Below are 25,780 nucleotides of genomic sequence, written 5' to 3' on the forward strand. Positions count from 1 at the left end.
CACCAGGACGGCCCGCAGCGTCGAGCTCGCGCCGCCCTCGAGGAGGTCCAGGGCGTCGGCCAGGTGATGCGGGGTCCCGTGCATCAGGGTGGGCCCGGCGAGGTCGGCGGCGCTCAGGCGTGCGCGGCGGGGCACCGACCACTCGATGCCCCGCGCCCGGGCGTGCGCCGCGCCGTAGACGGTCATGGAGGAGACCGGGTGCACCGGGAGCAGCATGCGGTCTCCGGCGCGCACGCCGAGCGCCCGGTCGATGCCGGGGTAGGAGGCCGCCCAGGAGGCGTCGCTGCGCAGCAGGATGCGGGGGCTCCCGGTGGTCCCCGAGGTCATGGTCGCCCATTCCGCGTCCTCCGGGAGGCGGGCCCCGGCCGCGCGGCGCACCAGGGTCGCCCAGGCGTCCTCGGACCACCTCTCGTCGCCGATCAGCGGGACCCCGCCGGCGGCGCGGACCTCCAGGGCGCGGCGGATCGCGGCGGCGCGGTCGGCGCTGCGGATCGGCGTGATCCGGCGGGCGCCCCGGGGAGTGCTCGTCACGGCGCCGCCCCTACTCGAAGGCCCGGGGGTAGGCGCGCCACAGGCCCATGGTGATCGCCGTGGCGAGCACGGCCTTGAGCAGGTCCCCGGGGAGGAAGACCATCGAGGCGAGCGCCGACTCGCGCAGGCCCAGCCCCGTGACCAGGGACTGGACGGGGATGCCGAGCAGGTAGATCGCCGCGATCCCGCCCACCACGCATCCTAGAAGGCCACGCCACCAGACCGGGCGCCGCGCGCCCGCCCGCACGATCAGGCCCACCACCACGACGCCGAGGATCCAGCCGAGCAGGAACCCGGCGCTGGGCGCCACGAAGACCCCCAGACCGCCCCGCCCCCCGGAGAGCAGCGGGAGCCCGAGCGCCACGAGCGCCTCGAAGAGCAGCACCGCCCCCAGCCCGCGCCACGGTCCCAGGACGGCGCCGGCGAGCATGACGCCCAGCGTCTGCAGCGTGATGGGCACCGGGATGACGGGCACCGGGATGGGCCCGGCGAGGCCCATGACCGCGATGAGGGCCGCGAAGACGGCGATGCGGGCCAGGCCGCGGGACGAGGACCCGGCGGCCGGGTTCCGGGGCCCGCGGGGGGCGGCCCCGGATCGCTCGGATCCGGGGGCGGGACGGTGCGCAGCGGTCATGGAGGCCCTCCACGGTCTCGACGGAGATTTTTGAACAGTGTTCAACTTATCCCATGCGGGCCCGCCGGGGTAGCCCAGCGGCCCGCGGCGCGCCCGTCCCGCGCAACCGTGATGTCGCCCACGCCCGCGTGCTCGCCGGTCCGCGACCCGCCGGGCGTGGCGCTACGGTGGGGGTGAACCAGATCCGTCCCCGCCCGCGAGGGCTCGCGCCATGGAGGCATTCGTGACCGTCCGTCCCATCACCATCACCGGGGAGCCGGTGCTCCACCGCCCCACCCGGCCCGTCACCAGCTTCGACGAGGAGCTGAAGCGGCTTGTCGAGGACATGTTCGAGACGATGGACCGCGCCCACGGGGTGGGGCTGGCCGCGACCCAGGTCGGCGTCGACCTGCGCCTGTTCACCTACGCCTACGAGAACGACGACGACGCGCCGGACCGCGGCGTCGTCGTCAACCCGCGCCTGACGCTCGGGAAGATCTCCGAGGAGGAGCCGGACCGGGACGAGGAGGTCGAGGGCTGCCTCTCGGTGCCCGGGCTGAGCTTCCCGCTCAAGCGTGCGGACGACGTCGTCGTGGTCGGCCAGGACGCGGACGGCGCGCCGATCCGGTTCGAGGCGCACGGCTGGTTCGCCCGCGTGATGCAGCACGAGACGGACCACCTGGACGGCCGCCTCTACGTGGACCGCCTGAACAAGCGCTGGTCCGCGAAGGCCCGCAAGGCCATCAAGCGCGAGGGCTGGGGGAAGCCGGGGATCACCTGGATGCCGGGCGAGGACGAGGACCCCTTCGGCCACTGAGCCCGACGCCGCGCCGCTCAGCCCTCGCGCACCACCAGGATCAGCTCGGCCGGCCCGCGGCCCGCGGGGGTCAGCTCAACCTCCCACCGCTCCCGCAGGACCTCGGCGAGTTCCGCGGGCGTCGCGGGGTCGACGTCGGCCTCCAGCAGGTACCGGGCCACCTCGCCGCGGTAGTGCTTGGCCATGTGCGAGACGACCTGGCGCCTCCCGCCCCGGACCCGCTCGACCCGGATGGCCGCGGTCGAGGCGGGCTCGGGCTTCCAGGCCGCCGCGTAGCCGGAGGAGCGGCAGTCGACGATCAGCTGCCCCCGCCCGTAGTCCTCGAGCACCGGGGCGAGCTCGCCCTTCCACCAGCTCGCGAGGGTCCCCTTCCGCGCGACCTTGGCCCCCATGGACAGCCGGTAGGCCGGGATCCGGTCGGCGGGCCTGACCGCGCCCCACAGCGCCGAGACGATGACGACGCTGCGGGCCGCCCGCTCCCGCGCGTCCTCGCTCAGCGTGGCGTAGCCCAGCGCGTCGTAGAGCACCCCGGTGTAGACGCCGATCGCGGGCCCGGCCGGCTCCGCGGCGAGGCGCGTGTTCCGCTCGACCTCCCCCTTCAGGCTCGCGCCGACCTTGAGGCGCTCGAGGGCGTCGTCGGCGGCGCTGACGTCGGCGAGGTGGCCCAGCATGGCCTCGCGGGCCTCGGTGAGCTGGGGGAAGCTGAGGTCGAGGAGGTCGGCTGGGGAGCCGGCGTCGGGGGCGGTCTTGGACTCGGAGGGCGGCAGGAGAATCAGCATGGCCCCTCCAGTGTAGAGTTGGACGCTGGACGGGTCGGCCTGGCGATCGCGCGGCGTGGTGAACGTCTCGAGGAAAGTCCGGGCTCCGCAGAGCAGGATGGTGGATAACGTCCACTCGGGGTGACCCGCAGGCCAGTGCCACAGAAAACAGACCGCCCGCCGTCTCGGCGGGTCAGGGTGAAACGGTGGTGTAAGAGACCACCAGTTCCCGCGGCGACGCGGGAAGCTCGGTAAACCCCATCCGGAGCAAGGCCAGACAGGATGCGCCACGAGGGCTGCTCGCCCCAGCATCCGGGTAGGCCGCTCGACCCCCGGAGCAATCCGGGGGCTAGATGGATGATCGCCCAGGCGCTCGGAGCGATCCGGCGCCGGACAAAACCCGGCTTACAGGCCGTCCCGTCCCCCGCCTTCCTCCCTCGTGCCGCGGCGCCCTCCAGCTCGGCGCCTTTTGCTCGACGGGCGCCTCCCCGCGCGCTGCATCAACGGGCGACGTCGTTCACGCTTGCGTGATACCGACGAGTCGAGCACCCGCTTGCCCGTCACATCCGGTGCGTACTGGTGAGCCCGCTTCCCCGCCTCCTAGGGTCGGAAGCATCGCACCATCGCCGAGAAAGGCCCGGGCCACCATGTCGGATCAGCTGTCGCCACCGAGGACCTCGATCATCATGCCGGTCCACGGCACCGAGGCCACCGTGCTGCGGGCCGTCCGGAGCGTCCTGGCCCAGACGGACTCGGACTTCGAGCTCATCGTCGTCGACGACGCCTCGCCCGACGACGCCCACCGGGTCCTCGCCGACCACCTGGCCGCCCACCCCGACTCCCGCGTCCGCTGCCTGCGCAACGAGCGCAACCGCGGCCTCGCCGCCTCCCGCAACCGCGGCCTGGACGAGGCGCGGGGCGCCTGGCTCGCCTTCCTGGACTCCGACGACGCCTACCGCCCCGAGTTCCTCGCGACGATGCACGCGCACTCCCCCGGCGTCGACGTCGTCGCTGCCGCCCACGACGTCGTGCACCCGGACGGCACGCGGCGGCGCCGCGAGCGCGGGCCCGCGGGAACGTACGGCGGCGCGGAGGCGCAGCTGATGGGTCTGCGCGACGAGCTGACCCCCTACGCCTGGGACAAGATCTTCCGGTCCGAGACCGTGGGCGACCTGCGCTTCCCCGTCGTCGACCGGGTCGAGGACGCGGGGTTCTGCATCCCCCTGCTCGGCCGCGCCCGGCTGGTCCGCGTCATCCCGGACTCCCTGCACCTGTACTCGATGAACCCGCGGTCGATCACGTGGGGCTCCGTCCCGCCGATCCCGGACAGCTACCGCTTCCTCGCCCACCTCAAGGCCGCCACGGGCGCCCACGAGGGCTCGGAGGGCCAGCGGGACGCCTTCGCGGTGACGTGGTCCCTGGTCTTCCTGAACTCCGCGCAGAGCGCCCTGCGCCTGCGCCCCGACGACCTGCGCGGGCACCTCCAGGCCTGCCGGGAGGCGCTCCGGCTGCCCATCCTGCGGCGCTGCCTGCGGGTCCGCCCGCTCTTCGGCGCCGCCGGGCTGCTGCTGAAGCTCTCCCCGGCCCTGTACATCCGCCTGTACGGCGCGTACGTCCGGCGGGCCTACGGGCTCTGAGGGGATGGGGGTGCCCGACCGCCGGGCGGAATAGACTCGGGGGATGCCCGCCTCCACACTCCTAATGGTCCTCCTCGCCGCCGTGCTCCGCGCGACCTGGAACCTGGCGGCCAAGGCCAAGCGGGGCGACTCCTACGTCTTCGTGTGGTGGTACGCGGTGCTGGGCGGCGTCGTGATGCTGCCGCTCGGGGCCCTCGAGGTGGTCCGCAGCGGCGGCTTCGACCGCTACGACCCCGCCCTGTGGTGGGCCCCGGCGGTCTCCGCGGCCCTGCACATGGGCTACAACCTCGCGCTGCAGACCGGGTACGAGCGCGCCCCGCTGAGCACGGTCTACCCCACGGCGCGCGGGACCGGGCCGGTGATCACCATGCTGGTCGCGATCCTGGTGCTCGGCGAGCGCCCGGGGTGGCTGGCCGCGGGCGGGGCGCTGCTGATCGTGGGCGGCATCGTGCTGGCCGCCGTGCCGCCCCTGCGGCGCGTGGGCGCAGCGTCGAGGGCCGCGGCGGTGCCGGGACCCAGCTCGGGGCCGGGCGTCGGGGTGGCCACGGGGCCCGGCTCAGCACCGAACGTCGGGGCCGCCCCGGGGCCCGGCTCAGCACCGAACGTCGGGGCGCCCCGGGCCCGGCGCGGCGCGGAGGTCCGGGGCCACCGCGGCGCCGCCCGCCGCGCGACCCTGGCGGGCGTCGGGTGGGGCTCGGCGACCGGACTGTTCATCGCCGGCTACACGCTCTGGGACGACCACGCGGTCACCGCCCTGGGCCAGCTGCCCCTCTCCTACTTCGCGGTGTGCAGCCTCTACCAGGCGGTCCTGATGACCGCCGGGATGAACCGCCGCCGGTGGGCCCTGGCGGGCACGACGCTGCGCCGCAACCTCTGGCCCACCGCCGCGGTCGTGGTGCTCTCTCCCGCCGCCTACATCCTCGTGCTGACGGCGATGCAGACGCAGCCGGTCTCGCTGGTGGCGCCGCTGCGGGAGACGAGCATCGTCGTCGGGACCCTGCTGGCGTGGCTGCTGTTCAAGGAGGCGGCGCCGGTGCAGCGGCTGCTGGGGGCCACGGTGGTGGTCGGCGGGGTCGCGCTGATCGCCGCCTGAGGCCCGCCCGCGCCGTCCCGCCGCCGGGGTCAGGCCCACCGGCCGTCGACGACGCGCCCGTCAGAGCCCCAGCCGCCGACGAGGCGCCGCTCGGAGCCCGCGCCGCCCCGCCTCCCTACCGCCCCGGGTACTCGGCGCGGTCGGCGTCGGTGCTGGCCGACCCGGGGTGCCGCTCGGGGCGGACCACGAAGTCCCACGGGTCCGTGTTGAGCCGGCTCAGCACCGTCTCGACCTCGAACCCGCGCGCCGCCAGCGCCTCGCGCAGCTGCACCGCGGCCGTCCCCAGCCACAGCTGCTCGCTCGCGAAGTGCGAGCAGTCGATCAGGTACGGCGTCCCGCCGCCCAGCAGGGCCCGCTCCCTGGCCTCCGACGCCGGGTGGTGCCGCAGGTCCGCGGTCACGTAGACGTCGGCCCCGGAGGAGCGCACGGCGTCGAACAGGGAGTCCCCGGCACCGCCGCAGACCGCGACGCGCCGCACCTGCGCCTCCCGGGGCCCCGCGACGCGCAGGCCGCCCGCCGTGGGCAGCAGCTCCCCCAAGAGCCGTCGGGCCAGCTCCTCCAGGGTGACGGCCTCGGGGAGCTCGCCCACCCGGCCGATCCCGGTCGGCTCGTCCCCGCCCAGCAGCGGCGCGGCGTCCTCGACCCCGCAGGCCCGGATCAGCGCGTCCGAGACCCCGCCGACCGCGCTGTCCGCGTTGGTGTGCGCGGCCAGCAGGCCCACGCGGTTCTCGATCAGCTCGTGGATCACCGCGCCCTTGTCGCTGGCGTCGGGGAGGAACTTGGCGCCGCGCAGCAACAGCGGGTGGTGGGTCAGGAGGAGGTCGGCGTCGCGCTCCACGGCCTCGCGGGCGGTGGCCGCCACGGCGTCGACCGCGAGCAGCACGCGCGCGACCGGCCGGGACCCCCTCCCGCAGATCAGGCCGCTGGCGTCCCAGGGCTCCTGCAGCCCCAGGGGCCACAGCTCGTGGGCGGTGCGGACGACGTCGTCGAGGGTGGGTCGGCTCATGGCGCCATTCTACGAGGCCGCGGCGCGCCGGCCGGGGAGCGTATCCCCCACGAGCGAAAGCGCCTGTACGCGTCCGGGGCCGAGGGGAAAGATGGAACGCATGCGAGAATTCACCGTTGCCGCAGGATGTTTCTGGTGCCTCGACGCCGTGTACCAGCGCACCGAGGGGGTCCTCTCCTCGGTCGCCGGCTACACCGGCGGGTACACCGAGGACCCCGACTACGAGCAGGTGTGCTCCGGGCGCTCCGGGCACGCCGAGGCGATCCGGGTCGTCTTCGACGAGACCGTGGTCCCGCCGGAGGTCATCATGGACATGTTCTTCACGACCCACGACCCCACCAGCCTCAACCGGCAGGGCTACGACGTCGGCACCCAGTACCGCTCGGCGCTGTTCTACCGGGACGAGGAGGAGCGGGAGTTCTTCCAGGGCGAGATCGAGCGCGCCCAGCGCCTCTTCGACCGTCCCATCGTCACGACGCTGGAGCCGCTGGGGACGTTCCACCGCGCCGAGGAGGTCCATCAGGACTTCGAGCGCACCAACCCCTACAACGGCTACTGCCTCGCGATCATCAGCCCCAAGCTGCGCAAGGCCCGGGAGCACTACAGCATGTGGCTCACGGCCTGACCGTCCCGCCCCCCTTCTCCCGGCCGCCGACGCCGGGGCGGGGCCGCCGCCCGCACCGGGCGAGGCCCCGCGCGACACGCCGGCGATTGTTACAGTATGTGGCTCGATCGAGAGCCCGGACGCTCCCCCGGACTACGGTGGTGAGTGACTGCCCGGGTCCCGACCGGCCCGGCCCCAGCCACGATCTCCAGAAAGGCCGACCATGGCGAAGATTCTCAACAACATCACCGAGGCCATCGGGAACACCCCGCTGGTGCGGCTCAACGAGCTGGACAAGGATCTGCCCGGCAACGTCGCCGTCAAGCTCGAGTTCTACAACCCGGCCAACTCCGTCAAGGACCGCATCGGCAAGGCGATCATCGACGCCGCCGAGGCGGCCGGGGCACTGAAGCCCGGCGGGACCATCGTGGAGGGCACCTCGGGCAACACCGGGATCGCCCTGGCCATGGTCGGCGCCGCCCGCGGCTACAAGGTCATCCTGACGATGCCCGAGACGATGTCGACCGAGCGCCGCGTCATGCTGCGCGCCTACGGCGCCGAGATCGTCCTGACCCCGGGCGCCGAGGGCATGCGCGGGGCCGTGGACAAGGCCCGCGAGATCGTGGACAGCACCGAGAACGCGGTGCTCGCCCGCCAGTTCGAGAACGAGGCCAACCCCAAGGTCCACTACGAGACCACCGGCCCGGAGATCTGGGACGCCACCGACGGCCAGATCGACGTCCTGGTGCTCGGCATCGGCACCGGCGGCACCATCTCGGGCGGCGGCAAGTACCTGCGCGAGCAGAAGCCGGACCTGCGCATCGTCGCGGTCGAGCCGGGCGACTCCCCGCTGCTGACCGAGGGCAAGGCCGGCCCCCACAAGATCCAGGGCCTGGGCGCGAACTTCGTCCCGGACACCCTGGACCGCGAGATCTACGACTCGGTCACCGACGTCGCCCTCGACGACGCCGTCCGCGTCGCCCGGGAGCTCGGGGCCAAGGAGGGCATCCTCGGCGGCATCTCCACCGGCGCCAACGTCTGGGCCGCCCTGGAGGAGGCCAAGAAGTCGGAGAACGAGGGCAAGCTGATCGTGACCGTGGTCTGCGACTTCGGCGAGCGCTACATCTCCACCGTCCTGTTCGAGGACATCCGCGGCTGACCGTCCCGGGAGGATCCCCGGTGTCCCTCCCCGAGGGGGGCCGGGCGCTCCCGGAGCGGTGCCGCACGGCGCCGGGCCCGGGTCGGTTCGTCCAACCGACCCGGGCCTTCTCGTGCCACGACGTCATCCGGCCGGGCGTTTTGGATCGGTCGTCCCCGCGCCCCTAATGTGGCATACGTAACCCAGGGGCCAGTCCTGGCCGGGACCCGGTCCGCGGGTCCTGCTGGGCATCGCCTCCCCGGCGTCGGACCGGGGCCCGATCTCTCAGGAGCGACCCCATGGCCCCCCTCGCCCAGCAGCTGTTCAGGCGCCGGATGCCCTACGGCGTGCACGACGTCGGCACCCCCATCTCCATCGCCCAGGTCCCGGCCCGCGGGGAGCAGCGCCGCTCCCTGCGGCGGTCCCTCTCCACGACCCAGCTGACCCTGGTCGGCGTCGGCGGCACCATCGGGACGGGCATCTTCTTCATCCTCTCCGAGGCCGTGCCCGAGGCCGGGCCCGCGGTGATCGTCTCCTTCGTGCTGGCCGCGGCCGTGGCCGGGCTGACCGTGCTGTGCTACGCCGAGCTCGCCTCGACCATGCCCTCCTCGGGCTCCTCGTACTCCTACACCTACGCGACCATGGGCGAGATCACCGCGTTCGTCGTGGGGGCGTGCCTCGTGCTCGAGTACGGGGTCTCCGCGGCGGCGGTCGCCGTGGGGTGGTCCGAGTACGTCAACCTGCTGCTGGAGAACCTCCTCGGGTGGAGCCTGCCCGCGGCCCTGTCCGCGGCGCCGGAGGCGGGCGGCGTCGTCAACCTCCCCGCGGTCGTCCTGGTCGGCCTGTGCGTGTTCCTCCTGATGCGCGGGGCGCGGGAGTCGGCGCTCGCCAACTCGGTCATGGTGATCATCAAGGTCGGGGTGCTCGTGCTCTTCGCCGCGATCGCCCTCACGGGCTTCCGGTCCGACCACTTCGAGAGCTTCGCCCCGGCCGGTCTCCCGGGCATCTCGATCGCGGCCGGCTCCCTGTTCTTCTCCTTCATCGGCCTCGACGCGATCGCGACCGCCGGCGACGAGGTCAAGGACCCGCGCCGCACCATCCCCCGCGCCCTGGTGCTCGCCCTGTGCATCGTGACGGGCGTGTACCTCCTCGTCGCGGTCGCGGCCCTCGGCGCGCAGCGGTGGACCGACTTCGAGGGGCAGAGCGCGAGCCTCGCGACCATCGTGCAGAACCTCGTGGGCTCCTCGTGGCCGGGGACGCTGCTGGCCGTCGGCGCCGTCATCTCGATCTTCTCGGTGACCCTGATCTGCCTCTACGGGCAGACGCGGATCCTGTACACGATGGGCCGCGACGGGCTCATCTCGCGGCGCTTCGCCCGGGTCAGCGCCCGCCGCTCGGTCCCGGTGTTCAACACGCTCACGGTGGGCGCCGGCGTCGCGATCCTGGCGGGCCTGCTGCCGATCGGCATCCTCGCCGACCTGACCAGCGTCGGCACCCTGACGGCCTTCGGTCTGGTCGCGGTGGGCGTGATGGTCCTGCGCCGCACGGCCCCGGACCTCGACCGGGGCTTCCGGGTGCCCGGCTACCCCGTGACGCCGCTCCTCACGGTCGTGGCGTGCCTGTACCTCATCTCCGGGCTCAGCGCGAGCACGCTGACGGCGTTCGCCCTGTGGATCGCCGTGGCCCTCGTCTTCTACCTCACCTGGAGCCGGCGGCACTCCGAGCTCGCGACCCTGTGAGCCGCCCCGCCTCCCCGGCCCTCGTCCCCACCCCCTACGAAAGGTTCCGCACCATGTCCACCATCGCCCTCGTCCGCCGCCCCGGTCCCGGACTCGACTCCGGGCTCGTCGAGAACATCGAGAAGGTCCACGTGGACCTCGACGCCGCCCGCGAGCAGTGGGAGGGCTACGTCGCGGCCCTGAAGGACCACGGCTGGAGCGTCGTCGAGGTGGAGGCCGCCGACGACTGCCCCGACGCCGTGTTCGTCGAGGACAGCGTCGTGATGTTCCGCAACGTGGCCGTGCTGACCCGCCCCGGCGCCGACGAGCGCAAGCCCGAGATCGAGGGCACCCGCCGCGCGCTCGAGGAGCTCGGCTGCTCGATCAACGCCATCAAGGCCCCCGGGACCCTCGACGGCGGCGACGTCCTCAAGGTCGGGGACACCGTCTACGTGGGCCGCGGCGGGCGGACCAACGCCGAGGGCGTGGCGCAGCTGCGCTCGATCCTGACCCCGCTCGGCGCGCGGGTCGTGGCCGTCCCGGTCACCCAGGTCCTGCACCTGAAGACGGCCGTGACCGCGCTGCCGGACGGCACCGTCATCGGCTACCCGGACTTCGTGGACGAGCCGGGGATCTTCGGCCGGTTCACGGCCGTGCCGGAGCCGCACGGGACCGCCGTGGTGTGCCTCAGCGAGACGGACCTGCTGATCTCGGCCTCGGCCCCGCGCACCGCTCAGATGCTGCGGGAGCGGGGGTACCGGGTCACGGAGGTCGCGATCTCGGAGTTCGAGAAGCTGGAGGGCTGCCCGACCTGCCTCTCGGTCAGGGTCCGCTGCCTCGTCTGACCGCCGGCGCGGGGGCCGCGGGCGGGGCGACCCTGCCCCGTCCCCCGCGGCCGCCGGCCGGCCCCGGACGCCCCGGGAATAGGACGACGCCGGACGGGGTTGTCCCAGCAGAATCCCGCCCCGGCGGGCCGGAGGCCGTCCTGGACGCCGCCGCATCCACCGTCAGACGAAAGCGTGACACGTGAGTTTCCTGAGCCGACTGCGAGAAGACCTCGACACCGCCCGCACCCACGACCCGGCCGCCCGGGGCGACGCGGAGATTCTCATCAACTACTCGGGGCTCCACGCCATCTGGATCCACCGTCTGGCGCACGCCCTGTGGCGCCGCGACGGGCTGCGCACCCTGGCTCGCACCGTCTCCCAGGCGGGCCGCCTGATCACGGGCATCGAGATCCACCCGGGCGCTACCATCGGCCGCCGCTTCTTCATCGACCACGGCATGGGCGTGGTGATCGGCGAGACCGCGGAGGTCGGCGACGACGTCATGCTCTACCACGGGGTGACCCTCGGCGGGCGATCCCTGGCCAAGGTCAAGCGGCACCCGACGCTGGGCGACGGCGTCACCGTCGGGGCCGGGGCCAAGATCCTCGGGCCGATCACGATCGGTGCGGGCTCGGCCGTGGGCGCCAACGCCGTGGTGGTCCGGGACGCTCCCCCGGCGTCGATCATCACCGGCATCCCCGCGACCGCCCGGCCGCGCACCCCGGAGAAGACCGCGCCGCTGGTGGACCCGGTGACGTACATCGACCCGGCCATGTGGATCTGACCCTTCGGAGCAGGCCGCGCGGTGCCGCGCGGGTGAACCGGTCCGCGCCGCCGGAGCAGGCCGCGCCGGACTGACGGCCCGGAGACGACGGAACGCCCCCGCTCATCGCGATGAGCGGGGGCGTTCCGTCACGTCCGGGCCCGGGCGTGCGCGGCGGGCCCGTGGGACCTACTTACTGGGCTCCTTGTTGACGCGGTCCACGGGCTCGGGGGCGATCTCGCCGTCCGTGCGGACCTCGGAGCGGTCCTCCGACCACAGGGTGTGGAAGGTCCCCTCCTCGTCCACCCGGTGGTAGGTGTGCGCGCCGAAGAAGTCGCGCTGGCCCTGGATGAGGGCCGCGGGCAGGCGCTTGCGGCGCAGCGCGTCGTAGTAGGACAGGGAGGACGCGAAGACCGGCACCGGGATCCCGAGCGCGGTCGCCTTGACCACTACGCGCCGCCACGAGGGCACGAGCTCCTCGACGACCTCGAGGAAGCCGGGCGCCAGCAGCATGTTCACCGGGGCGTCGTCCCCCTGGTAGGCGTCCATGATCTCGCCCAGCAGCTCCGCCCGGATGATGCAGCCGGCGCGCCACAGCGAGGCAATGGTGTCCAGCTTGAGGTCCCACCCGAACTCCTTGCCGGCGGAGCCGAGCATGTCCAGTCCCTGGGCGTAGGAGACCAGCTTGGAGGCGTACAGCGCGCGGCGGACGTCCTCGACGAACTCGGGGTCGGCGTGGGCGACGCCGGTCGAGGCGATGAGTCCGCTCGTCAGCTTCTCCTGCGCCTGCTCCCGTGCCTCCGGCTCGGAGGAGGACAGCGCGCGGGCGAAGACCGACTCGGCGATCCCCGACACGGGCGAGCCCAGGTCCAGGGCCGACTGCACGGTCCAGCGGCCGGTGCCCTTCTGCCCCGCCTGGTCGACGATGACGTCCACGAGCGGCTTGCCGGTCTTCTCGTCCACCTGCGAGAGCACCTCGGCGGTGATCTCGATCAGGTAAGAGCTGAGGTCGGTCTCGTTCCACCGGCGGAAGACCTCGGCCTGCTCCGCGGGCTCGATCCCGGCGACCGAGCGCAGCAGGTCGTAGGCCTCGCCGATGACCTGCATGTCGGCGTACTCGATGCCGTTGTGGACCATCTTGACGAAGTGGCCCGCGCCGTCGGTGTCGATCCAGGCGCAGCAGGGGGTGCCGTCGTCGGCCTTCGCCGCGATCTTCTCGAGCATGGGGCCCACGGACTCGTAGGACTGCTCGGAGCCGCCGGGCATGATGGACGGGCCGTTGAGCGCGCCCTCCTCGCCACCGGAGACGCCGACGCCGACGAAGTGCAGGCCGTGCTCGGCGCACTCCTTCTCGCGGCGGATGGTGTCCTTGAAGTAGGAGTTGCCGCCGTCGATGATGATGTCGTCCCGGTCCAGGAGCGGGATCAGCGACTCGATGACCGAGTCCACCGGGGCGCCGGCCTTGACCATGATCAGGATGCGGCGCGGGGACTCCAGCGAGTCCACGAGCTCCTGCAGCGACTCGGTGCGGACGAAGTCGCCGTCGTCGCCGTGCTTGGCCAGCAGCTCGTCGGTCTTGCCGACCGAGCGGTTGTGCAGCGCCACGGTGTAGCCGTTGCGGGCCAGGTTGCGGGCCAGGTTGGCTCCCATGACGGCGAGACCGGTGACCCCGATCTGCGCCGTGCCGGACTTTTCAGAGGATGAGGTGTCTACTGCCATGGTCTTAGCCTACGCGCACGGGCCCGCCGGTCCGGGCGGATCGCCGCGAGGACACGACGGGGGCTCGGGGCTCGGGGCTCGGGGCTCGGGGCTCGGGAGTAGCGTGGCACTATGCTCGAACTCGCGGACCGCGCGATCCCCGTGCTGGGGTTCCTCCTCGGGATGACGCTGGTCGCCGAGCTGGCCGACCGCGCCGGGCTGTTCCGCGCCGTCGCCGCGCTGCTGGTGCGCTGGACCAGGGGCTCGGTCCCCGTCCTCTGGCTCGGGATCGTCGTCGCGGCGATCCTGTGCACCGCGTTCCTCTCCCTGGACACCACGGCGGTGCTGCTGACCCCGGCGGTCCTCGCCGTCGCGCAGCGCCTGCGCATCGACCCGCGGCCCTTCGCCTACACCTGCGTCTGGCTCGCGAACACCGCCTCGCTGTTCCTGCCCGTCTCCAACCTCACCAACCTGCTGGCGATCTCGGCGCGCTCGCTGAGCACGCGGGCCCTCCTGGCCGAGATGTGGCTGCCCGGCTCGGTGACGGTCCTGGTGACGGTCGCGCTCCTGGCCCTGCTGTTCCGGCGGACCCTGTGGCGCGGCGGGCGCGCCGCGCGGGCCGCGGGGCGGGGGCGCCACCCGCTGCTCGGCGCCGCGGCGGCGGTCGTGGCCGGGCTGGCGGCCGCGATCCTCCTCGGCGCGGACGTCACGCTCGCGGCTCTGGGCGCGGCGGCGGCGCTGATCATTGCCACGGCCGTGCTCGAGCCCGGCCGGCTGCGTGGCCTCCCCGTGCCGTGGCGCCTGATGCTGGGGGTCGCGGCCCTGTTCGTCCTGGTCCAGCTCGCCCGGGGGGCGGTGCTCGACGACGCCCTCGCCGGCCTCGCGTTCGGCCACGACCCGCTGGGCCTCCTGGGCGTCGCCGGCGGCGGCGCCGCCCTCGCCAACCTCATCAACAACCTGCCGGCCTACCTCGCGCTGGAGGGCATCGCGGAGGGATCGCCCCTGCTGGGGGCGGCCCTGCTCGTGGGCGTCAATGCGGGCGCGCTCGTGACGCCCTGGGCGAGCCTGGCCACGCTGCTGTGGCTCGGCCGCTGCCGGGCGGCGGGCGTGCGGATCCACCTGGGCGGCTTCACGGCCCGCGGGGCCCTGCTGGTCTGCCTCGCGGTCCCGGCCGCGACGCTGGCGCTCGGCCTCGGGACGCCGGGCTGAGGTGCGCGGCCGGTGGCCGGGCGCAGGTCTGCGATTGGCGGCCGGGCGGGGCACCGGGTCGGCGGTCGGACGCCGGGCGGGGTGCCGACCGCAGGAATGCCGACCGCTGGGTGCCGACCGCGGGCGTCGTCGTGCCCTCCCGCGGCCCGGCCCCGGCTTGGGCCGCACCGAGCGTGGCGGTCAGGCCACCCCGAAGCCGGTGCTCAGGCGACCCCGAACTCGGCGCGGTAGTGCTCCACCAGCCGCGGGTGGTAGTCCGCGAAGTCGACCGACCCCGGGTCCTCCCCCGCCTCGGCGAGCTGCATCCGGTCGAGGTAGTAGTCCCAGCCGGGGCCGAAGTCGAGGGCCGCCTCGGGCGAGGTCAGCACGTGCGTGAACGACAGAACCGTCCGCTCCCCTTCCTGGGCGAGGTCGAAGGCGAAGAGCCACTCGTCCGCGGCCGCGTGCTCCCCCGGCGCGTCCGAGGCCGAGCGCACGGCCAGCCGGCGGGAGGGCACGCACTCGTCGATGGTCACGCGGCTGGGCGCGGGATCCTCGCCCTCGAAGAGCATGGTGAACTCCACGGCGCCCGACGCCGGGTCCCCCGACCAGGTGCCGACCCAGCGGGCCAGGCGGTCCGGGTCCGTCACGGCCGCCCACACGGAGTCGAGCGGCGAGTCGAGCGAGCGCCGGTAGGCGAGCATGAGGACGCCGTCGCGCTCAATGCGGCGGCCGGTCGCGGTGGGAGGGGTCGGGAGGGGCGGGGTCATGGGGTCCTCCTAGGATCCGGGGACGGGTCGCACCGAGGGCCGGCGCGCCGGCTCAGTGCCGGGCCGAGGCCGTGCCCGCCGAGCGCGGATGCGCTCCGCCGCGGCGGGATGGCGCCTCAGCATTAGTGAGCCAGGTCACTCCCACACCATAGCGCGCTCGGCATCGAGGCCGGTGCGCGGCGGGGTGGAGTCGACCCCGTCCCGGAACACGCATTCACACCGCGTGTGACTATTTGGGCAGATACTTGACAAAAGTAGATAATCTGCCAGAGTGAGAGTGCTTCACCGGTCAATGACGTCCGTCACAGGAAAGCCGGCCGCGGTCCCCGCGCCCCTCCTGTTCGGCTTCGTCGGGAACCGGTTCCCCGCACGTCGCCCGCACCCACGAACAGGAACACCATGACCACGGAAGTCATCGCACTGATAGGACTCGTCGCGATCTTCGCGATCTCGGCGATCCGCAACGTCCACATGGGCGCCCTCGCGCTCGTCGGCTCCTTCATCGTGGGGATCTTCGTCGTCGGCGAGGGCCTCGACGACGTGCTCGGCGGCTTTCCCGTCGACGCCCTGATCATCCTCCTCGGCATCACCTACCTCTTCGGCATCGCCCGGGAGACCGGCACCATCGACTGGCTCGTCGACCGCTCGCTGGAGAAGATCGGGCACCGCGTCGCCCTGCTGCCCTGGGGCCTCTGGGCCATCGCGACGCTCGTGGCCTGCCTCGGCACCTCGCACGCCGCCTTCGCCGTCGTGCCCATCGCCATGAGCCTGGCCCACAGCCACCGCATCAACTCGACGATGATGGGGCTGATCATGAGCTCCGCCATCGTGGGCGGCGCGCTGGCCCCCACCAGCATCGTCGGCATCACCGTGATGTCGGTGGCCAACAGCGCCGGCGTCGCCTACAGCCCGCTGCTGATGTTCGGGCTGTCCATCGGGATCAACGCCCTGATCGTCCTCGTGGTCTTCTTCATGTTCGGCGGCCGCGAGCTGATCGAGCGCACCCGCGGCGCGGGCCGCGGCGGCGAGGGCGCGACGTCGGGCCCCTCCGCCGGTGGCCCGGCGGGCGGCTCCCACGGCGCCGGCTCCGGCACGGCCGTCCTGACCGACTCCGGCTCGGGCTCCGTCAAGGTCGCGACCCGGCGGGCCACGCTCACCCCGCTGCAGGTGCTGGTGATGATCTCGATCCCGGTCCTGGTGATCGCGTTCTTCGCGCTGACCGTGGCCGACGTCGACGTCAACCTGGGCGTCGTCGCCCTCACCATCGCGGTGATCATCACGCTCCTGGACCCGCAGGTCGGCAAGCGCGGCCTGAACCGCGTGGACTGGAACACCATCCTGCTGCTGGGCGGCATCATCACCTACGTCGAGGTGCTGACGCGCCTCGGGGCCATCGACCAGCTGGGCGAGGTGGCCCGCTCGGTCAGCAGCCCGCTGCTCGCAGCACTCGTGCTGTGCATCATCGCCGCACTCGTCTCGGCGTTCGCCTCGACGATCGGCATCATCGGCGCGCTCATCCCGCTGGCCGTGCCGCTGCTGCTGCCCGGCGGCGGCCTGGAGACGACCGGCTTCATCTACGCCCTGGCGATCTCCGCCTCGCTGGTGGACTGCGCCCCCTTCGGGACCACGGGCGCCACGATCGTCGCCTCGACGGTCGAGGAGCACCGGGCCCGGGTGAACCGGAACCTCACCCGGTGGGGCCTGTCCATGGTGATCATCGGGCCGGTGGTCACCCTGGCGCTCATGGTGGTGCCCTTCATGCTGGGCTGATCGCCGCGGCGCCGCCCCTGCGAGGCGCCCGCCGCGCGGACCACACCCCCCGCCCGACCACGCCCCCGCCGCCCGACCCGTTCGAGGCTGCGGGGGCGTGGTCGTCCATCGGTTCACTGCGGGGCGCGTTCGTCCGTGGCCTGGGAGTCGGTGAGGGTGAGGGCGCCGATCCCGGAGATGAGCCCGACCGCGACGGCGAGCACGATGAACGCGACCTGTTCCCCGCGGAAGTACGACGAGACGAGCTCCGTGCTCCACGTCCCGTCCGGCAGCACCGCGGTCACGAGCACGGCGATGAACGTGCCGATGAACGCCGTGCCGATGCTCGTGCCGACCTCCTGGGCGGTGTCGTTGAGGGCGGCGCCCATCGACGTGCGCTCCTCCGGCATCGCTCCGACGAGCGCCACGGCGCAGATCGTCATGACGGTGCGGAGGCCGACGGTCATGACGACCATCGCGAGGGCGACGGCGAGGTACGTCTGCTCGACCGCCCACGCCATCGCGGCGAGGCCCGCTGCGAGCAGCACGGCGCCGATGAGGCAGGCGACGCGATGACCGAACCGTCGGACGAGCCACTCCGTCACGGGCGTCGCGAGGATCATCGTGACGATGAGGGGCAGGTTCGCGAGGCCGGCGATCGTCGGGCTCCATCCCCAGGCGTACTGGAAGTGGAGCACGAGGGCGAACATGACCCCCGCCATCGCGATCGAGGTCCCGATCTGCGCGAGCGCCGCGCCGCGCACGGTGCCGAGGCGGAAGAGCGACAGGTCGAGCATCGGCGAGGCCGTGCGTCGTTCGTGCGCGACGAAGAGGGCGGCGGATACGACGGCGCCCACCGCGACCGCGAGGGTGATCGGCGCCAGCCATCCGTTCTGCACGCCGCTGGTCAACGTGTAGCACGCGAGACCGATCGCGAGGATGCTCAGCGCTGCGCCCGGCAGGTCGAGGCGGTCCCGGGTGAGCCCGCCCGGCTCGTCGGCGGCGACGCCGAAGTGCACGCCGAGGCACGCGAGGAGCGCGAGCGGAGCGTTGATGAGCAGCAGCCACTGCCACGGCAGGTGCGCGAGCATCGTGCCGCCCAGCAGGGGCCCCGCGACGAAGCCCGACATGCCGACCACCATCATGAGCGTGATCGCCCTCATCCGGAGGGTGTCGTCGTCGAACAGGCGGAAGACGAGGGAGTTGGTGATCGGCGCCATCGCGGCCGCCGCGACGCCGAGCGCGGCGCGGAGGGCGATGAGCTCACCGGTGCCGCCGACCAGGAGGGCGGCGAGGCTCAGGATGCCGAACGCGGCCAGTCCGACCTGCAGCACGCGCCGTCGGCCGAAGCGGTCGGCGATCGAGCCGGCCGTGAGCAGCAGGCCGCCGAAGGTCAGGGAGTACGCGCCGTTGATCCACTGCAGTGCGGTCGTGTCGCCGCCCAGGTCCCGCCCGATCGTCGGCAGCGCGATGGACAGGAGCGTGTTGTCGACCATCTCCACGAAGAACGCTAGGCAGAGGGCGGCGAGGGGAATCCACGCCGCACGCAGGGAGGTGTACACGCGGGACGCGGGCGCGGTGACGGATGGGCTGGTCATGGTGACTCCTCCACGGTATCGAACAGCGTTCGTTACTCGAACGCTGATCGATAGAATAGATCACCGTTCGATAGAGCGCAATCCCTGTGATGGAATGGAGCCATGGCCGAACAGCGAGAGCAGCAGCAGACGCGGACACGACGACGGGTGCGCACGTCCCACTCCATCGAGGCCGTGCTGGCCGCGGCCGTCGGGATCCTGGACGAGTCGGGGGCGCAGGGGTTGACGATCCGGGCGCTCGCGACGCGCCTCGGCGGGGGCCCGGCGAGCATCTACTGGTACGTCTCCGGCCGCGACGAGCTGCTCGACCTGGCCGCGGACTCGGTGCTCGCCGGCGTGCTGAACGACGTCTCGGACGTCGGCGGCGGCGACCCCATCGACGACCTGCGCACGATCGCCGTCGCGATGTTCGACGCGATCGTGGACCGTCCGTGGCTCGGCGCCTACGCCATGCGCGACACGGGGCAGCAGGTGAACTCGCGGAAGCTCTACGAGAAGATCGGCGAGCAGGTCATGCGCCTGGAGCTGAGCCCCCGGCAGTGCTTCCACGGGACGTCCGCGATCGTCGGATTCGTGATCGGCACGGCGGCCGACATGGGCCAGGAGCCGCCCGCCGCGGTCGTCTCGGGCGAGATGGATCGCGATGACTACCTCGCGGGAGCGACCGCCGAGTGGCGCGCGCTCGACCCGGCGGAATACCCCTTCATCCACCACATCGTCGACGAATTCGCGACGCACGACGACCGCGATCAGTTCCGCGCCGGCCTGGACCTGCTCCTGGCCGGCCTGCGCCTGACGGCCGGACGCTGACCCCGGCGGGAGGCCGGGCGGCCAGTCACGTGGTCCCGAGACGGCTCCTCGCGGTCATCCCAATAGCCTCGAAGGCGGCACCGGCGAGCGGAAGGGGCCCCGGGGCGCGGAAGGGGCCCGACGAGAGCAAGGAGTCAGCCTCTGCTCGGCCGAAGTCGGAGAGGAGGACGACGACGCCGTGGCGTCGGCGTCTTTCGTGGATTCGCGCGGAGGAGCCCCTAGGCGTCCTTCGACGGCGACATTCTGGTGGGTCCTACCGGGATCGAACCGATGACATCCACGGTGTAAACGTGGCGCTCTACCAGCTGAGCTAAAGACCCTTGGGCGGCCGGGTGGGCTACTTGCGCAGCGGCCAGCACCCGATCCGAGAGATCACAGTACAGGAACCCCTCGCGCGCCCACGACCTGTCAGACACCCGCGCAGCGTGAGGTCGGACACACGCGCGCGGCTGTCCGGAGGGCGCCTAGAACTTGGTGGTGACCAGGCGCGTCGCGGCCCAGTCCGGCGAGACCGCCGCGGTGGTGGTGAGCTTGAGGCCCGCGGTCGGCGCCGCCTCCTGGAGGTCGGCCGGGGGCACGTGCCCCTCACGGCCGGACTTCGGGGTCAGGACCCACACCACGCCCTTCTCGTCCAGGGTGATCAGAGAGTCCACGAGCGCGTCCACGAGGTCTCCGTCGCCGTCGCGCCACCAGAGCAGCACGGCGTCGACCACCTCCTGATCGTCCTCGTCCAGGAGCTCGCTGCCCGTGAAGTCCTCCAGGTCCTCGCGAAGGTCGAAGTCGACGTCCTCGTCGTAGCCCAATTCCTGGATGAGGTCCTCATCCTTGAAACCAAGTAGGACTGCCGCGCGGGTGTCGGCGGTCTTGGTCTCGTTCACGTACGTTCCTCCTGAAGGTCGATGGACCCGGACACTCCCCGGGTTCCGGCGGGATGACTGGAACATCACATCCTGCGCTGTATCCAGCCAACACCGGATTTCGCACAGTATCAAGTAGTGACCAGATCTATGTGATCCCACACACGCATTGTAATCTTCGTGACGGACGGCGGTGACCACCGCCTCATCCCGGTTTATCCACCGGGGCGACGCATGCGCACGCATGCGTGTGACACCATAGGGACGAAGCCCGGGTGACCGACGTCGAGCACCTGAACCACCCCACCGGGTGGGAGCTTCTCCTCACATCGACACAGAGAGGTTAAACGTGGCTCCCTCAGAGACGAATGACCACATCCTCAGCGCCCTCACCCGTGGGCTCGCGGATCAGGACCACGAAGAGACGGCCGAGTGGATCGAGGCGTTCGATGACCTGGTGCAGACCCAGGGCAGCGAGCGCGCGCAGTACATCATCCGCCGCCTCCTTCAGCGTGCCGGCGCCAAGAGCGTCCAGGTCCCCACCGTGACCACCACGGACTACGTGAACACCATCCCCGTCGACCAGGAGCCCGACTTCCCGGGCGACGAGGAGATCGAGCGCCGCTACCGCGCCTTCCTGCGCTGGAACGCGGCCGTGATGGTGCACCGGGCGCAGCGCCCCGAGATCGGGGTCGGCGGTCACATCTCGAGCTACGCCGGCGTGGCGACCCTCTACGAGATCGGCCTCAACCACTTCTTCCGCGGCCAGGACCACCCCGGCGGCGGCGACCAGGTCTTCTTCCAGGGCCACTCCTCCCCCGGCAACTACGCCCGGGCCTACCTCGAGGGCCGCCTGACCGAGGACCAGCTCGACGGGTTCCGCCAGGAGAAGACCAAGGGCAAGGACGGCCTCCCCTCCTATCCGCACCCCCGGTGCAAGGAGGACTTCTGGCAGTTCCCCACGGTGTCCATGGGCATCGGCCCGCTCAACGCGATCCACCAGGCGCAGTTCAACAAGTACCTGGACAACCGCGGCATCAAGGACACCTCGCAGCAGCACGTCTGGGCCTTCCTGGGCGACGGCGAGATGGACGAGCCCGAGTCGCGCGGCGCCCTGCAGCTCGCGGCCAACGACAAGCTGGACAACCTGACCTTCGTCGTCAACTGCAACCTGCAGCGCCTGGACGGACCCGTCCGCGGCAACGGCAAGATCATCCAGGAGCTCGAGGCGTTCTTCCGCGGCGCCGGCTGGCACGTCATCAAGGTCCTCTGGGGCCGCGAGTGGGACGAGCTGCTCGAGAAGGACAAGAACGGCGAGCTCGTCCGCGTCATGAACGAGACGCTCGACGGCGACTACCAGACCTACAAGGCGGAGTCCGGCGCGTTCGTCCGCGAGCACTTCTTCGGCCGCTCGCCCGAGACCAAGGAACTGGTCGCGGACATGACGGACGACGAGATCTGGTCGCTCAAGCGCGGCGCCCACGACTACCGCAAGGTCTACGCCGCCTACAAGGCCGCGATGGAGACCAAGGGCCGCCCCACCGTCATCCTGGCCCAGGGCATCAAGGGCTACGGCCTCGGCACCCACTTCGAGGGCCGCAACGCGACCCACCAGATGAAGAAGCTGACGCTGGACGACCTCAAGGTCTTCCGCGACCGCCTGCGCATCCCGATCACCGACGAGCAGCTGGACAGCGACCTCTACGGCGCCCCGTACTACCACCCGGGCGCCGACTCGCCCGAGATCAAGTACATGATGGAGCGCCGCAAGGAGCTCGGCGGGTTCGTCCCCTACCGGGACGGTTCCCAGCGCGAGCTGATCCTGCCGGACGACAAGGCCTACTCGAGCGCCAAGAAGGGCTCCGGCAAGCAGATGGCGGCCACCACCATGGCCTTCGTCCGCCTGCTCAAGGACCTCATGCGGGACAAGGAGTTCGGCAAGCACATCGTGCCGATCATCCCCGACGAGGCCCGCACCTTCGGCATGGACTCGTTCTTCCCGACGTCGAAGATCTACAACCCCAACGGCCAGAACTACCTGTCCGTGGACCGCGAGCTGATGCTCGCCTACAAGGAGTCGGCCCAGGGCCAGCTGCTGCACGTGGGCATCAACGAGGCCGGCGCGACCGCGGCGTTCACCGCCGTAGGCTCGTCCTACTCCACGCACGGCGTGCCGATGATCCCGGTGTACATCTTCTACTCGATGTTCGGCTTCCAGCGCACCGGCGACGCCTTCTGGGCCGCCGCCGACCAGCTGAGCCGCGGCTTCATCATCGGCGCCACCGCGGGCCGGACGACGCTGACCGGCGAGGGGCTGCAGCACATGGACGGGCACTCGCCCCTCCTGTCCGCGACCAACCCGGCCGTCATCCACTACGACGCCGCCTACGGCTACGAGCTCGGCCACATCGTCAAGCGCGGCATCGAGCACATGTACGGCACCGGCGACGAGGACCACAACGTCATGTACTACCTCACGGTGTACAACGAGCCGATCGTCCAGCCGGCCGAGCCGGAGGACGTGGACGTGGCCGGCATCGTCGGGGGCATCCACCGCGTCAAGACCGCGGAGAACAGCGGCCCCAAGGCGCAGCTGCTCGCCTCCGGCGTCGGCGTCCCGTGGGCCCTCGAGGCCCAGGAGATCCTCGCCGAGGAGTGGGGCGTGGCCGCGGACGTCTGGTCCGTGACCTCGTGGAACGAGCTGCGCCGCGACGGCATGGCCGCCGAGAAGGACGCCATGCTCAACCCGGGCGACGAGCCGCGCGTGCCGTTCGTCGCGCAGCAGCTGAAGGGCGCCGAGGGTCCGATCGTCGCGGCCTCCGACTTCGCCTCGGACGTGCCGGACCAGATCCGCCAGTACGTGCCGAACGACTTCGCGAGCCTCGGCGCCGACGGCTTCGGCTTCTCGGACACCCGCGCGGGTGCGCGTCGCTTCTTCCACATCGACTCGCACTCGATCGTGGTCCGCGCCCTGGAGATGCTCGCCCAGCGCGGCGAGGTCGACAAGGACGCGCCGGCGAAGGCGATCGAGAAGTACGACCTGCTCGACGTCAACGCCGGGACCAGCGGCAACTCGGGCGGCGACGCCTAGCCGATCACCGTGACGACCGTGGCCGGGACCGTGAGGTTCCGGCCACTGTCGTACGGCCCGAATGTGACTGCCCCCCTCTTTTCTGGAAAGCTATAGCTCGTGCTTGCAATACTCTGCCCCGGACAGGGCTCTCAGAAACCAGGCTTCCTCGCCCCGTGGCTCGAGCTGGACGGCGTCGCCGACCGGCTGCGGACGCTCGGGGACGTCGTCGGACTCGACCTCATCCACTACGGGACCGAGGCCGACGAGGAGACCATCAAGGACACCGCGATCGCGCAGCCGCTGATCGTCGCGGCCGGGATCGCCGTCGGCGAGCTGGTGCACGAGCGCCTCGGCGACGCCGAGATCCTCTGGGCCGGGCACTCGGTCGGCGAGATCACCGCCAGCGCCCTGGCCGGCGTCCTTTCCCCCGAGGACGCGATGCGCTTCATCAAGGTCCGCGCCGACGGCATGGCCGCGGCCGCCGCGGCCGAGCCCACCGGCATGGCCGCGGTGCTCGGCGGCGTCGAGGACGAGGTCCGCGCCGCGATCGAGGCCGCCGGTCTGACCGCGGCCAACTCCAACGGCGGCGGCCAGATCGTGGCCGCCGGCACCCGGGCCCAGCTCGAGGCCTTCGCGGAGAACCCCCCGGCCAAGACCCGCGTCATCCCGCTCAAGGTGGCCGGCGCGTTCCACACCGCCCACATGCGCCCGGCCGTGGGCCCACTGCAGGAGGCCTCCGAGCGGATGCACCCCTCCGAGCCGGTGAGCACCCTGCTGTCCAACCGCGACGGCAAGCCGGTCACCTCCGGCGCCGCGGCGCTGCAGAGCCTCGTGGACCAGGTGACCCGCCCGGTGCGCTGGGACCTGTGCATGCAGACCATGCTGGAGCACGACGTCGCCGGCCTCGTCGAACTCACCCCGGCCGGCACCCTCGCCGGCCTGGCCAAGCGGGGGATGAAGGGCGTCCCGGCCGTCGCCGTCGCGACACCCGGACAGCTCGACGAGCTCCCCGGCCTCTGAACCCCCACGCAGCATCGAGACAGGTAAGAACCGTGGTCACTCTCAACACAGCCCCCGTAGAGCACTTCTCGAAGATCCTCGCCTTCGGGGCCGCCCGCCCCGAGGTCGTGGTCACCAATGAGGACGTGTGCCAGTGGATCGACTCCTCCGACGAGTGGATCCGCACCCGCACGGGCATCAGCACCCGGCACCGCGCGGACGAGGACACCAGCGTCCTCGACCTCGCGGTGGGGGCCTCCCTGCAGGCCATCGAGCGCGCGGGCATCGCAGCCGAGGAGGTCGACGGCGTGATCGTCGCGACCATCAGCCACCCGTACGCGACGCCGTCGATGGCCGCCCAGGTCGCCGACGCCGTCGGGGCCACCCCGGCCCCGGCCTACGACATCTCGGCCGCCTGCGCCGGCTACTGCTACGGCGTGGCCCAGGCCGACGCGCTGGTCCGCTCAGGCGCGGCGCGCAACGTGCTGGTCGTCGGCGTCGAGAAGCTCTCTGACTTCATCGACAACACCGAGCGCTCCATCTCCTTCCTGCTGGGCGACGGCGCGGGCGCCGTCGTGGTCGGCCGCTCGGAGACCCCCGGGATCGCCCCGACCGTGTGGGGCTCGGACGGCTCCCGCTGGGACACCGTGAGCATGAGCCACTCGATGCTCGAGCTGCGCAACCGCGACTGGGTCAACAACCCGGTCCAGGAGGGCGAGAAGGTCTGGCCCACGCTGCGCCAGGACGGCCCCACGGTCTTCCGCTGGGCCGGCTGGGAGATGGCCAAGGTGGCCCAGCAGGCGCTCGACGCCGCCGGGATCGCCGCCGAGGACCTCGGCGCCTTCATCCCCCACCAGGCCAACATGCGCATCATCGACCAGCTCATCAAGACCCTCAAGCTCCCGGAGTCCGTCAAGGTCGGCCGCGACATCGCCGACGCCGGGAACACCTCGGCCGCCTCGGTGCCGCTGGCCGCGCACCGGCTGCTGGAGGAGAACCCGGAGCTCTCGGGCAAGCCCGCCCTGCAGATCGGCTTCGGCGCGGGCCTGGTCTACGCGGCCCAGGTGGTCATCCTCCCCTGATCGGGTAGGCTGAATCGCCGATGCGCCCGGTCTCGTCCGGCGGGATATGTCGGGTACGCCCCGGTTCACCCGCTAAAATCGAGTCCGGACACCACTGACGTCCCGGCCACCGGGCCGGCCCCGCCAGGGGGAGCACGAGATCCCACGGAACGCCGCTGCGGACCGTGATCCACTATCAAAGGAGTAACCATGGCAGATCAGAACGAAATCCTCGCCGGCCTGGCCGAGATCGTCAACGAGGAGACCGGCGTCGAGACCGCCGACGTCCAGCTCGAGAAGTCCTTCACCGAGGACCTCGACATCGACTCGATCTCGATGATGACCATCGTGGTCAACGCGGAGGAGAAGTTCGGCGTGACCATCCCGGACGAAGAGGTCAAGAACCTCAAGACCGTGGGCGACGCCGTCTCCTTCATCGAGAACGCCTCCTAGGGTTCTCCTGCGGGGCGCG

At 71.9% G+C, this 25,780-nt stretch carries 22 protein-coding genes, 1 tRNA gene, 1 other RNA gene and 1 pseudogene; 16 read left to right on the forward strand and 9 right to left on the reverse strand.

Translation table 11 applies throughout. The features are described from left to right. Both NBM05_RS09940 and NBM05_RS09945 read right to left on the reverse strand, forming a co-directional pair. Positions 1-531: pseudogene (locus tag NBM05_RS09940) on the reverse strand (long-chain fatty acid--CoA ligase); the annotation flags it as partial. 10 nt (positions 532-541) lie between these two features. Beyond that, positions 542-1,165 carry a biotin transporter BioY gene (locus NBM05_RS09945; RefSeq protein WP_254166909.1) on the reverse strand — a complete coding sequence of 208 codons (624 nt, stop codon included), beginning with the start codon at positions 1,163-1,165 and terminating at the stop codon, positions 542-544. Between the two features lie 223 nt (positions 1,166-1,388). On the opposite strand from NBM05_RS09945, the gene def reads away from it, so the two are divergent. After that, positions 1,389-1,961, forward strand: a complete 573-nt coding sequence (gene def / locus NBM05_RS09950) for a peptide deformylase (RefSeq protein ID WP_254166910.1) — start codon at positions 1,389-1,391, stop codon at positions 1,959-1,961. A gap of 17 nt (positions 1,962-1,978) precedes the next feature. Here def and NBM05_RS09955 read toward each other — a convergent pair whose 3' ends face one another. Further along, positions 1,979-2,740, reverse strand: coding sequence for a YaaA family protein (locus tag NBM05_RS09955; RefSeq protein WP_254166911.1), 762 nt, complete (start codon positions 2,738-2,740; stop codon positions 1,979-1,981). Between the two features lie 30 nt (positions 2,741-2,770). On the opposite strand from NBM05_RS09955, the gene rnpB reads away from it, so the two are divergent. The 3 genes from rnpB (at position 2,771) to NBM05_RS09970 (ending at position 5,449) form a co-directional block, all read left to right on the forward strand. Continuing rightward, positions 2,771-3,143, forward strand: an RNA gene (gene rnpB / locus NBM05_RS09960) — RNase P RNA component class A. Between the two features lie 223 nt (positions 3,144-3,366). Then, a complete protein-coding gene (locus NBM05_RS09965) occupies positions 3,367-4,356 on the forward strand; it encodes a glycosyltransferase family 2 protein (protein ID WP_254166912.1) in 990 nt (329 codons plus the stop codon). Positions 4,357-4,399: 43 nt separating this feature from the next. Next, a complete protein-coding gene (locus NBM05_RS09970) occupies positions 4,400-5,449 on the forward strand; it encodes an EamA family transporter (protein WP_254166913.1) in 1,050 nt (349 codons plus the stop codon). A 115-nt stretch (positions 5,450-5,564) separates the two neighbouring features. On the opposite strand, the gene NBM05_RS09975 is transcribed toward NBM05_RS09970, so the two are convergent. After that, positions 5,565-6,455, reverse strand: a complete 891-nt coding sequence (locus tag NBM05_RS09975) for a Nif3-like dinuclear metal center hexameric protein (protein ID WP_254166914.1) — start codon at positions 6,453-6,455, stop codon at positions 5,565-5,567. Between the two features lie 100 nt (positions 6,456-6,555). Here NBM05_RS09975 and msrA point away from each other — a divergent pair, with 100 nt between their 5' ends. The 5 genes from msrA (at position 6,556) to epsC (ending at position 11,526) form a co-directional block, all read left to right on the forward strand. Next, positions 6,556-7,080, forward strand: coding sequence for a peptide-methionine (S)-S-oxide reductase MsrA (msrA, locus tag NBM05_RS09980; protein WP_254166915.1), 525 nt, complete (start codon positions 6,556-6,558; stop codon positions 7,078-7,080). A 202-nt stretch (positions 7,081-7,282) separates the two neighbouring features. Then, on the forward strand, positions 7,283-8,218 hold the full coding sequence (gene cysK, locus NBM05_RS09985) for a cysteine synthase A (RefSeq protein WP_254166917.1): 936 nt from the start codon (positions 7,283-7,285) through the stop codon (positions 8,216-8,218). A 278-nt stretch (positions 8,219-8,496) separates the two neighbouring features. Next, complete coding sequence (locus NBM05_RS09990) at positions 8,497-9,936, forward strand: APC family permease (RefSeq protein WP_254166918.1); 1,440 nt, start codon at positions 8,497-8,499, stop codon at positions 9,934-9,936. Between the two features lie 53 nt (positions 9,937-9,989). Then, positions 9,990-10,760, forward strand: coding sequence for a dimethylargininase (ddaH, locus tag NBM05_RS09995; RefSeq protein ID WP_254166919.1), 771 nt, complete (start codon positions 9,990-9,992; stop codon positions 10,758-10,760). Between the two features lie 181 nt (positions 10,761-10,941). Beyond that, positions 10,942-11,526 (forward strand): serine O-acetyltransferase EpsC, encoded by a 585-nt coding sequence (epsC, locus tag NBM05_RS10000; RefSeq protein WP_254166920.1) that lies wholly within the window; start codon positions 10,942-10,944, stop codon positions 11,524-11,526. A 168-nt stretch (positions 11,527-11,694) separates the two neighbouring features. Here epsC and gnd read toward each other — a convergent pair whose 3' ends face one another. Continuing rightward, on the reverse strand, positions 11,695-13,224 hold the full coding sequence (gene gnd / locus NBM05_RS10005; RefSeq protein ID WP_254166921.1) for an NADP-dependent phosphogluconate dehydrogenase: 1,530 nt from the start codon (positions 13,222-13,224) through the stop codon (positions 11,695-11,697). A gap of 111 nt (positions 13,225-13,335) precedes the next feature. On the opposite strand from gnd, the gene NBM05_RS10010 reads away from it, so the two are divergent. Beyond that, the gene (locus tag NBM05_RS10010; protein WP_254166922.1) at positions 13,336-14,412 is read left to right on the forward strand and encodes an SLC13 family permease; all 1,077 of its coding nucleotides are present in this window, start codon (positions 13,336-13,338) and stop codon (positions 14,410-14,412) included. A 203-nt stretch (positions 14,413-14,615) separates the two neighbouring features. Here NBM05_RS10010 and NBM05_RS10015 read toward each other — a convergent pair whose 3' ends face one another. Next, positions 14,616-15,161 carry an SRPBCC domain-containing protein gene (locus tag NBM05_RS10015; protein ID WP_254166923.1) on the reverse strand — a complete coding sequence of 182 codons (546 nt, stop codon included), beginning with the start codon at positions 15,159-15,161 and terminating at the stop codon, positions 14,616-14,618. A gap of 399 nt (positions 15,162-15,560) precedes the next feature. On the opposite strand from NBM05_RS10015, the gene NBM05_RS10020 reads away from it, so the two are divergent. Continuing rightward, entirely contained in the window at positions 15,561-16,931 is a 1,371-nt protein-coding gene (locus NBM05_RS10020; RefSeq protein WP_254166924.1) for an SLC13 family permease, read from the forward strand. Positions 16,932-17,044: 113 nt separating this feature from the next. Here NBM05_RS10020 and NBM05_RS10025 read toward each other — a convergent pair whose 3' ends face one another. Then, a complete protein-coding gene (locus NBM05_RS10025; protein WP_254166925.1) occupies positions 17,045-18,508 on the reverse strand; it encodes an MFS transporter in 1,464 nt (487 codons plus the stop codon). 102 nt (positions 18,509-18,610) lie between these two features. On the opposite strand from NBM05_RS10025, the gene NBM05_RS10030 reads away from it, so the two are divergent. Further along, on the forward strand, positions 18,611-19,318 hold the full coding sequence (locus NBM05_RS10030; protein ID WP_254166927.1) for a TetR/AcrR family transcriptional regulator: 708 nt from the start codon (positions 18,611-18,613) through the stop codon (positions 19,316-19,318). Between the two features lie 244 nt (positions 19,319-19,562). Here the strand turns inward: NBM05_RS10030 and NBM05_RS10035 are convergent. Together NBM05_RS10035 and NBM05_RS10040 are read right to left on the reverse strand one after the other, a co-directional pair. Beyond that, positions 19,563-19,638 (reverse strand) — tRNA-Val (locus NBM05_RS10035). 144 nt (positions 19,639-19,782) lie between these two features. Continuing rightward, a complete protein-coding gene (locus tag NBM05_RS10040; protein WP_254166928.1) occupies positions 19,783-20,196 on the reverse strand; it encodes a DUF3052 domain-containing protein in 414 nt (137 codons plus the stop codon). A gap of 328 nt (positions 20,197-20,524) precedes the next feature. On the opposite strand from NBM05_RS10040, the gene aceE reads away from it, so the two are divergent. From aceE to NBM05_RS10060, 4 genes are all read left to right on the forward strand, one after another. Further along, positions 20,525-23,266, forward strand: coding sequence for a pyruvate dehydrogenase (acetyl-transferring), homodimeric type (gene aceE, locus NBM05_RS10045; RefSeq protein ID WP_254166929.1), 2,742 nt, complete (start codon positions 20,525-20,527; stop codon positions 23,264-23,266). A 99-nt stretch (positions 23,267-23,365) separates the two neighbouring features. Beyond that, on the forward strand, positions 23,366-24,268 hold the full coding sequence (locus NBM05_RS10050) for an ACP S-malonyltransferase (protein WP_254166930.1): 903 nt from the start codon (positions 23,366-23,368) through the stop codon (positions 24,266-24,268). Between the two features lie 32 nt (positions 24,269-24,300). Continuing rightward, positions 24,301-25,329 carry a beta-ketoacyl-ACP synthase III gene (locus tag NBM05_RS10055; protein WP_254166931.1) on the forward strand — a complete coding sequence of 343 codons (1,029 nt, stop codon included), beginning with the start codon at positions 24,301-24,303 and terminating at the stop codon, positions 25,327-25,329. 189 nt (positions 25,330-25,518) lie between these two features. Beyond that, positions 25,519-25,761: an acyl carrier protein gene (locus tag NBM05_RS10060; RefSeq protein WP_129658672.1), complete on the forward strand. Its 243-nt coding sequence runs from the start codon at positions 25,519-25,521 to the stop codon at positions 25,759-25,761. The last annotated feature ends 19 nt before the right edge of the window (positions 25,762-25,780 follow it).

Source organism: Rothia santali (genome assembly GCF_024199905.1).
GTDB classification, from domain to species: domain Bacteria; phylum Actinomycetota; class Actinomycetes; order Actinomycetales; family Micrococcaceae; genus Rothia; species Rothia santali.

Bases quoted from the DNA above. Each gene is read 5' to 3' on its own strand.
- NBM05_RS10010 (WP_254166922.1), top strand. From the start codon at position 13,336: ATGCTCGAACTCGCGGACCGCGCGATCCCCGTGCTGGGGTTCCTCCTC.
- msrA (WP_254166915.1), top strand. From the start codon at position 6,556: ATGCGAGAATTCACCGTTGCCGCAGGATGTTTCTGGTGCCTCGACGCC.
- NBM05_RS09955 (WP_254166911.1), bottom strand. From the start codon at position 2,740: ATGCTGATTCTCCTGCCGCCCTCCGAGTCCAAGACCGCCCCCGACGCC.
- NBM05_RS10020 (WP_254166924.1), top strand. From the start codon at position 15,561: ATGACCACGGAAGTCATCGCACTGATAGGACTCGTCGCGATCTTCGCG.
- gnd (WP_254166921.1), bottom strand. From the start codon at position 13,224: ATGGCAGTAGACACCTCATCCTCTGAAAAGTCCGGCACGGCGCAGATC.
- NBM05_RS10025 (WP_254166925.1), bottom strand. From the start codon at position 18,508: ATGACCAGCCCATCCGTCACCGCGCCCGCGTCCCGCGTGTACACCTCC.
- NBM05_RS09990 (WP_254166918.1), top strand. From the start codon at position 8,497: ATGGCCCCCCTCGCCCAGCAGCTGTTCAGGCGCCGGATGCCCTACGGC.
- NBM05_RS09945 (WP_254166909.1), bottom strand. From the start codon at position 1,165: ATGACCGCTGCGCACCGTCCCGCCCCCGGATCCGAGCGATCCGGGGCC.
- NBM05_RS10030 (WP_254166927.1), top strand. From the start codon at position 18,611: ATGGCCGAACAGCGAGAGCAGCAGCAGACGCGGACACGACGACGGGTG.
- NBM05_RS09965 (WP_254166912.1), top strand. From the start codon at position 3,367: ATGTCGGATCAGCTGTCGCCACCGAGGACCTCGATCATCATGCCGGTC.
- ddaH (WP_254166919.1), top strand. From the start codon at position 9,990: ATGTCCACCATCGCCCTCGTCCGCCGCCCCGGTCCCGGACTCGACTCC.
- NBM05_RS10015 (WP_254166923.1), bottom strand. From the start codon at position 15,161: ATGACCCCGCCCCTCCCGACCCCTCCCACCGCGACCGGCCGCCGCATT.
- NBM05_RS10060 (WP_129658672.1), top strand. From the start codon at position 25,519: ATGGCAGATCAGAACGAAATCCTCGCCGGCCTGGCCGAGATCGTCAAC.
- NBM05_RS09970 (WP_254166913.1), top strand. From the start codon at position 4,400: ATGCCCGCCTCCACACTCCTAATGGTCCTCCTCGCCGCCGTGCTCCGC.
- NBM05_RS09975 (WP_254166914.1), bottom strand. From the start codon at position 6,455: ATGAGCCGACCCACCCTCGACGACGTCGTCCGCACCGCCCACGAGCTG.
- cysK (WP_254166917.1), top strand. From the start codon at position 7,283: ATGGCGAAGATTCTCAACAACATCACCGAGGCCATCGGGAACACCCCG.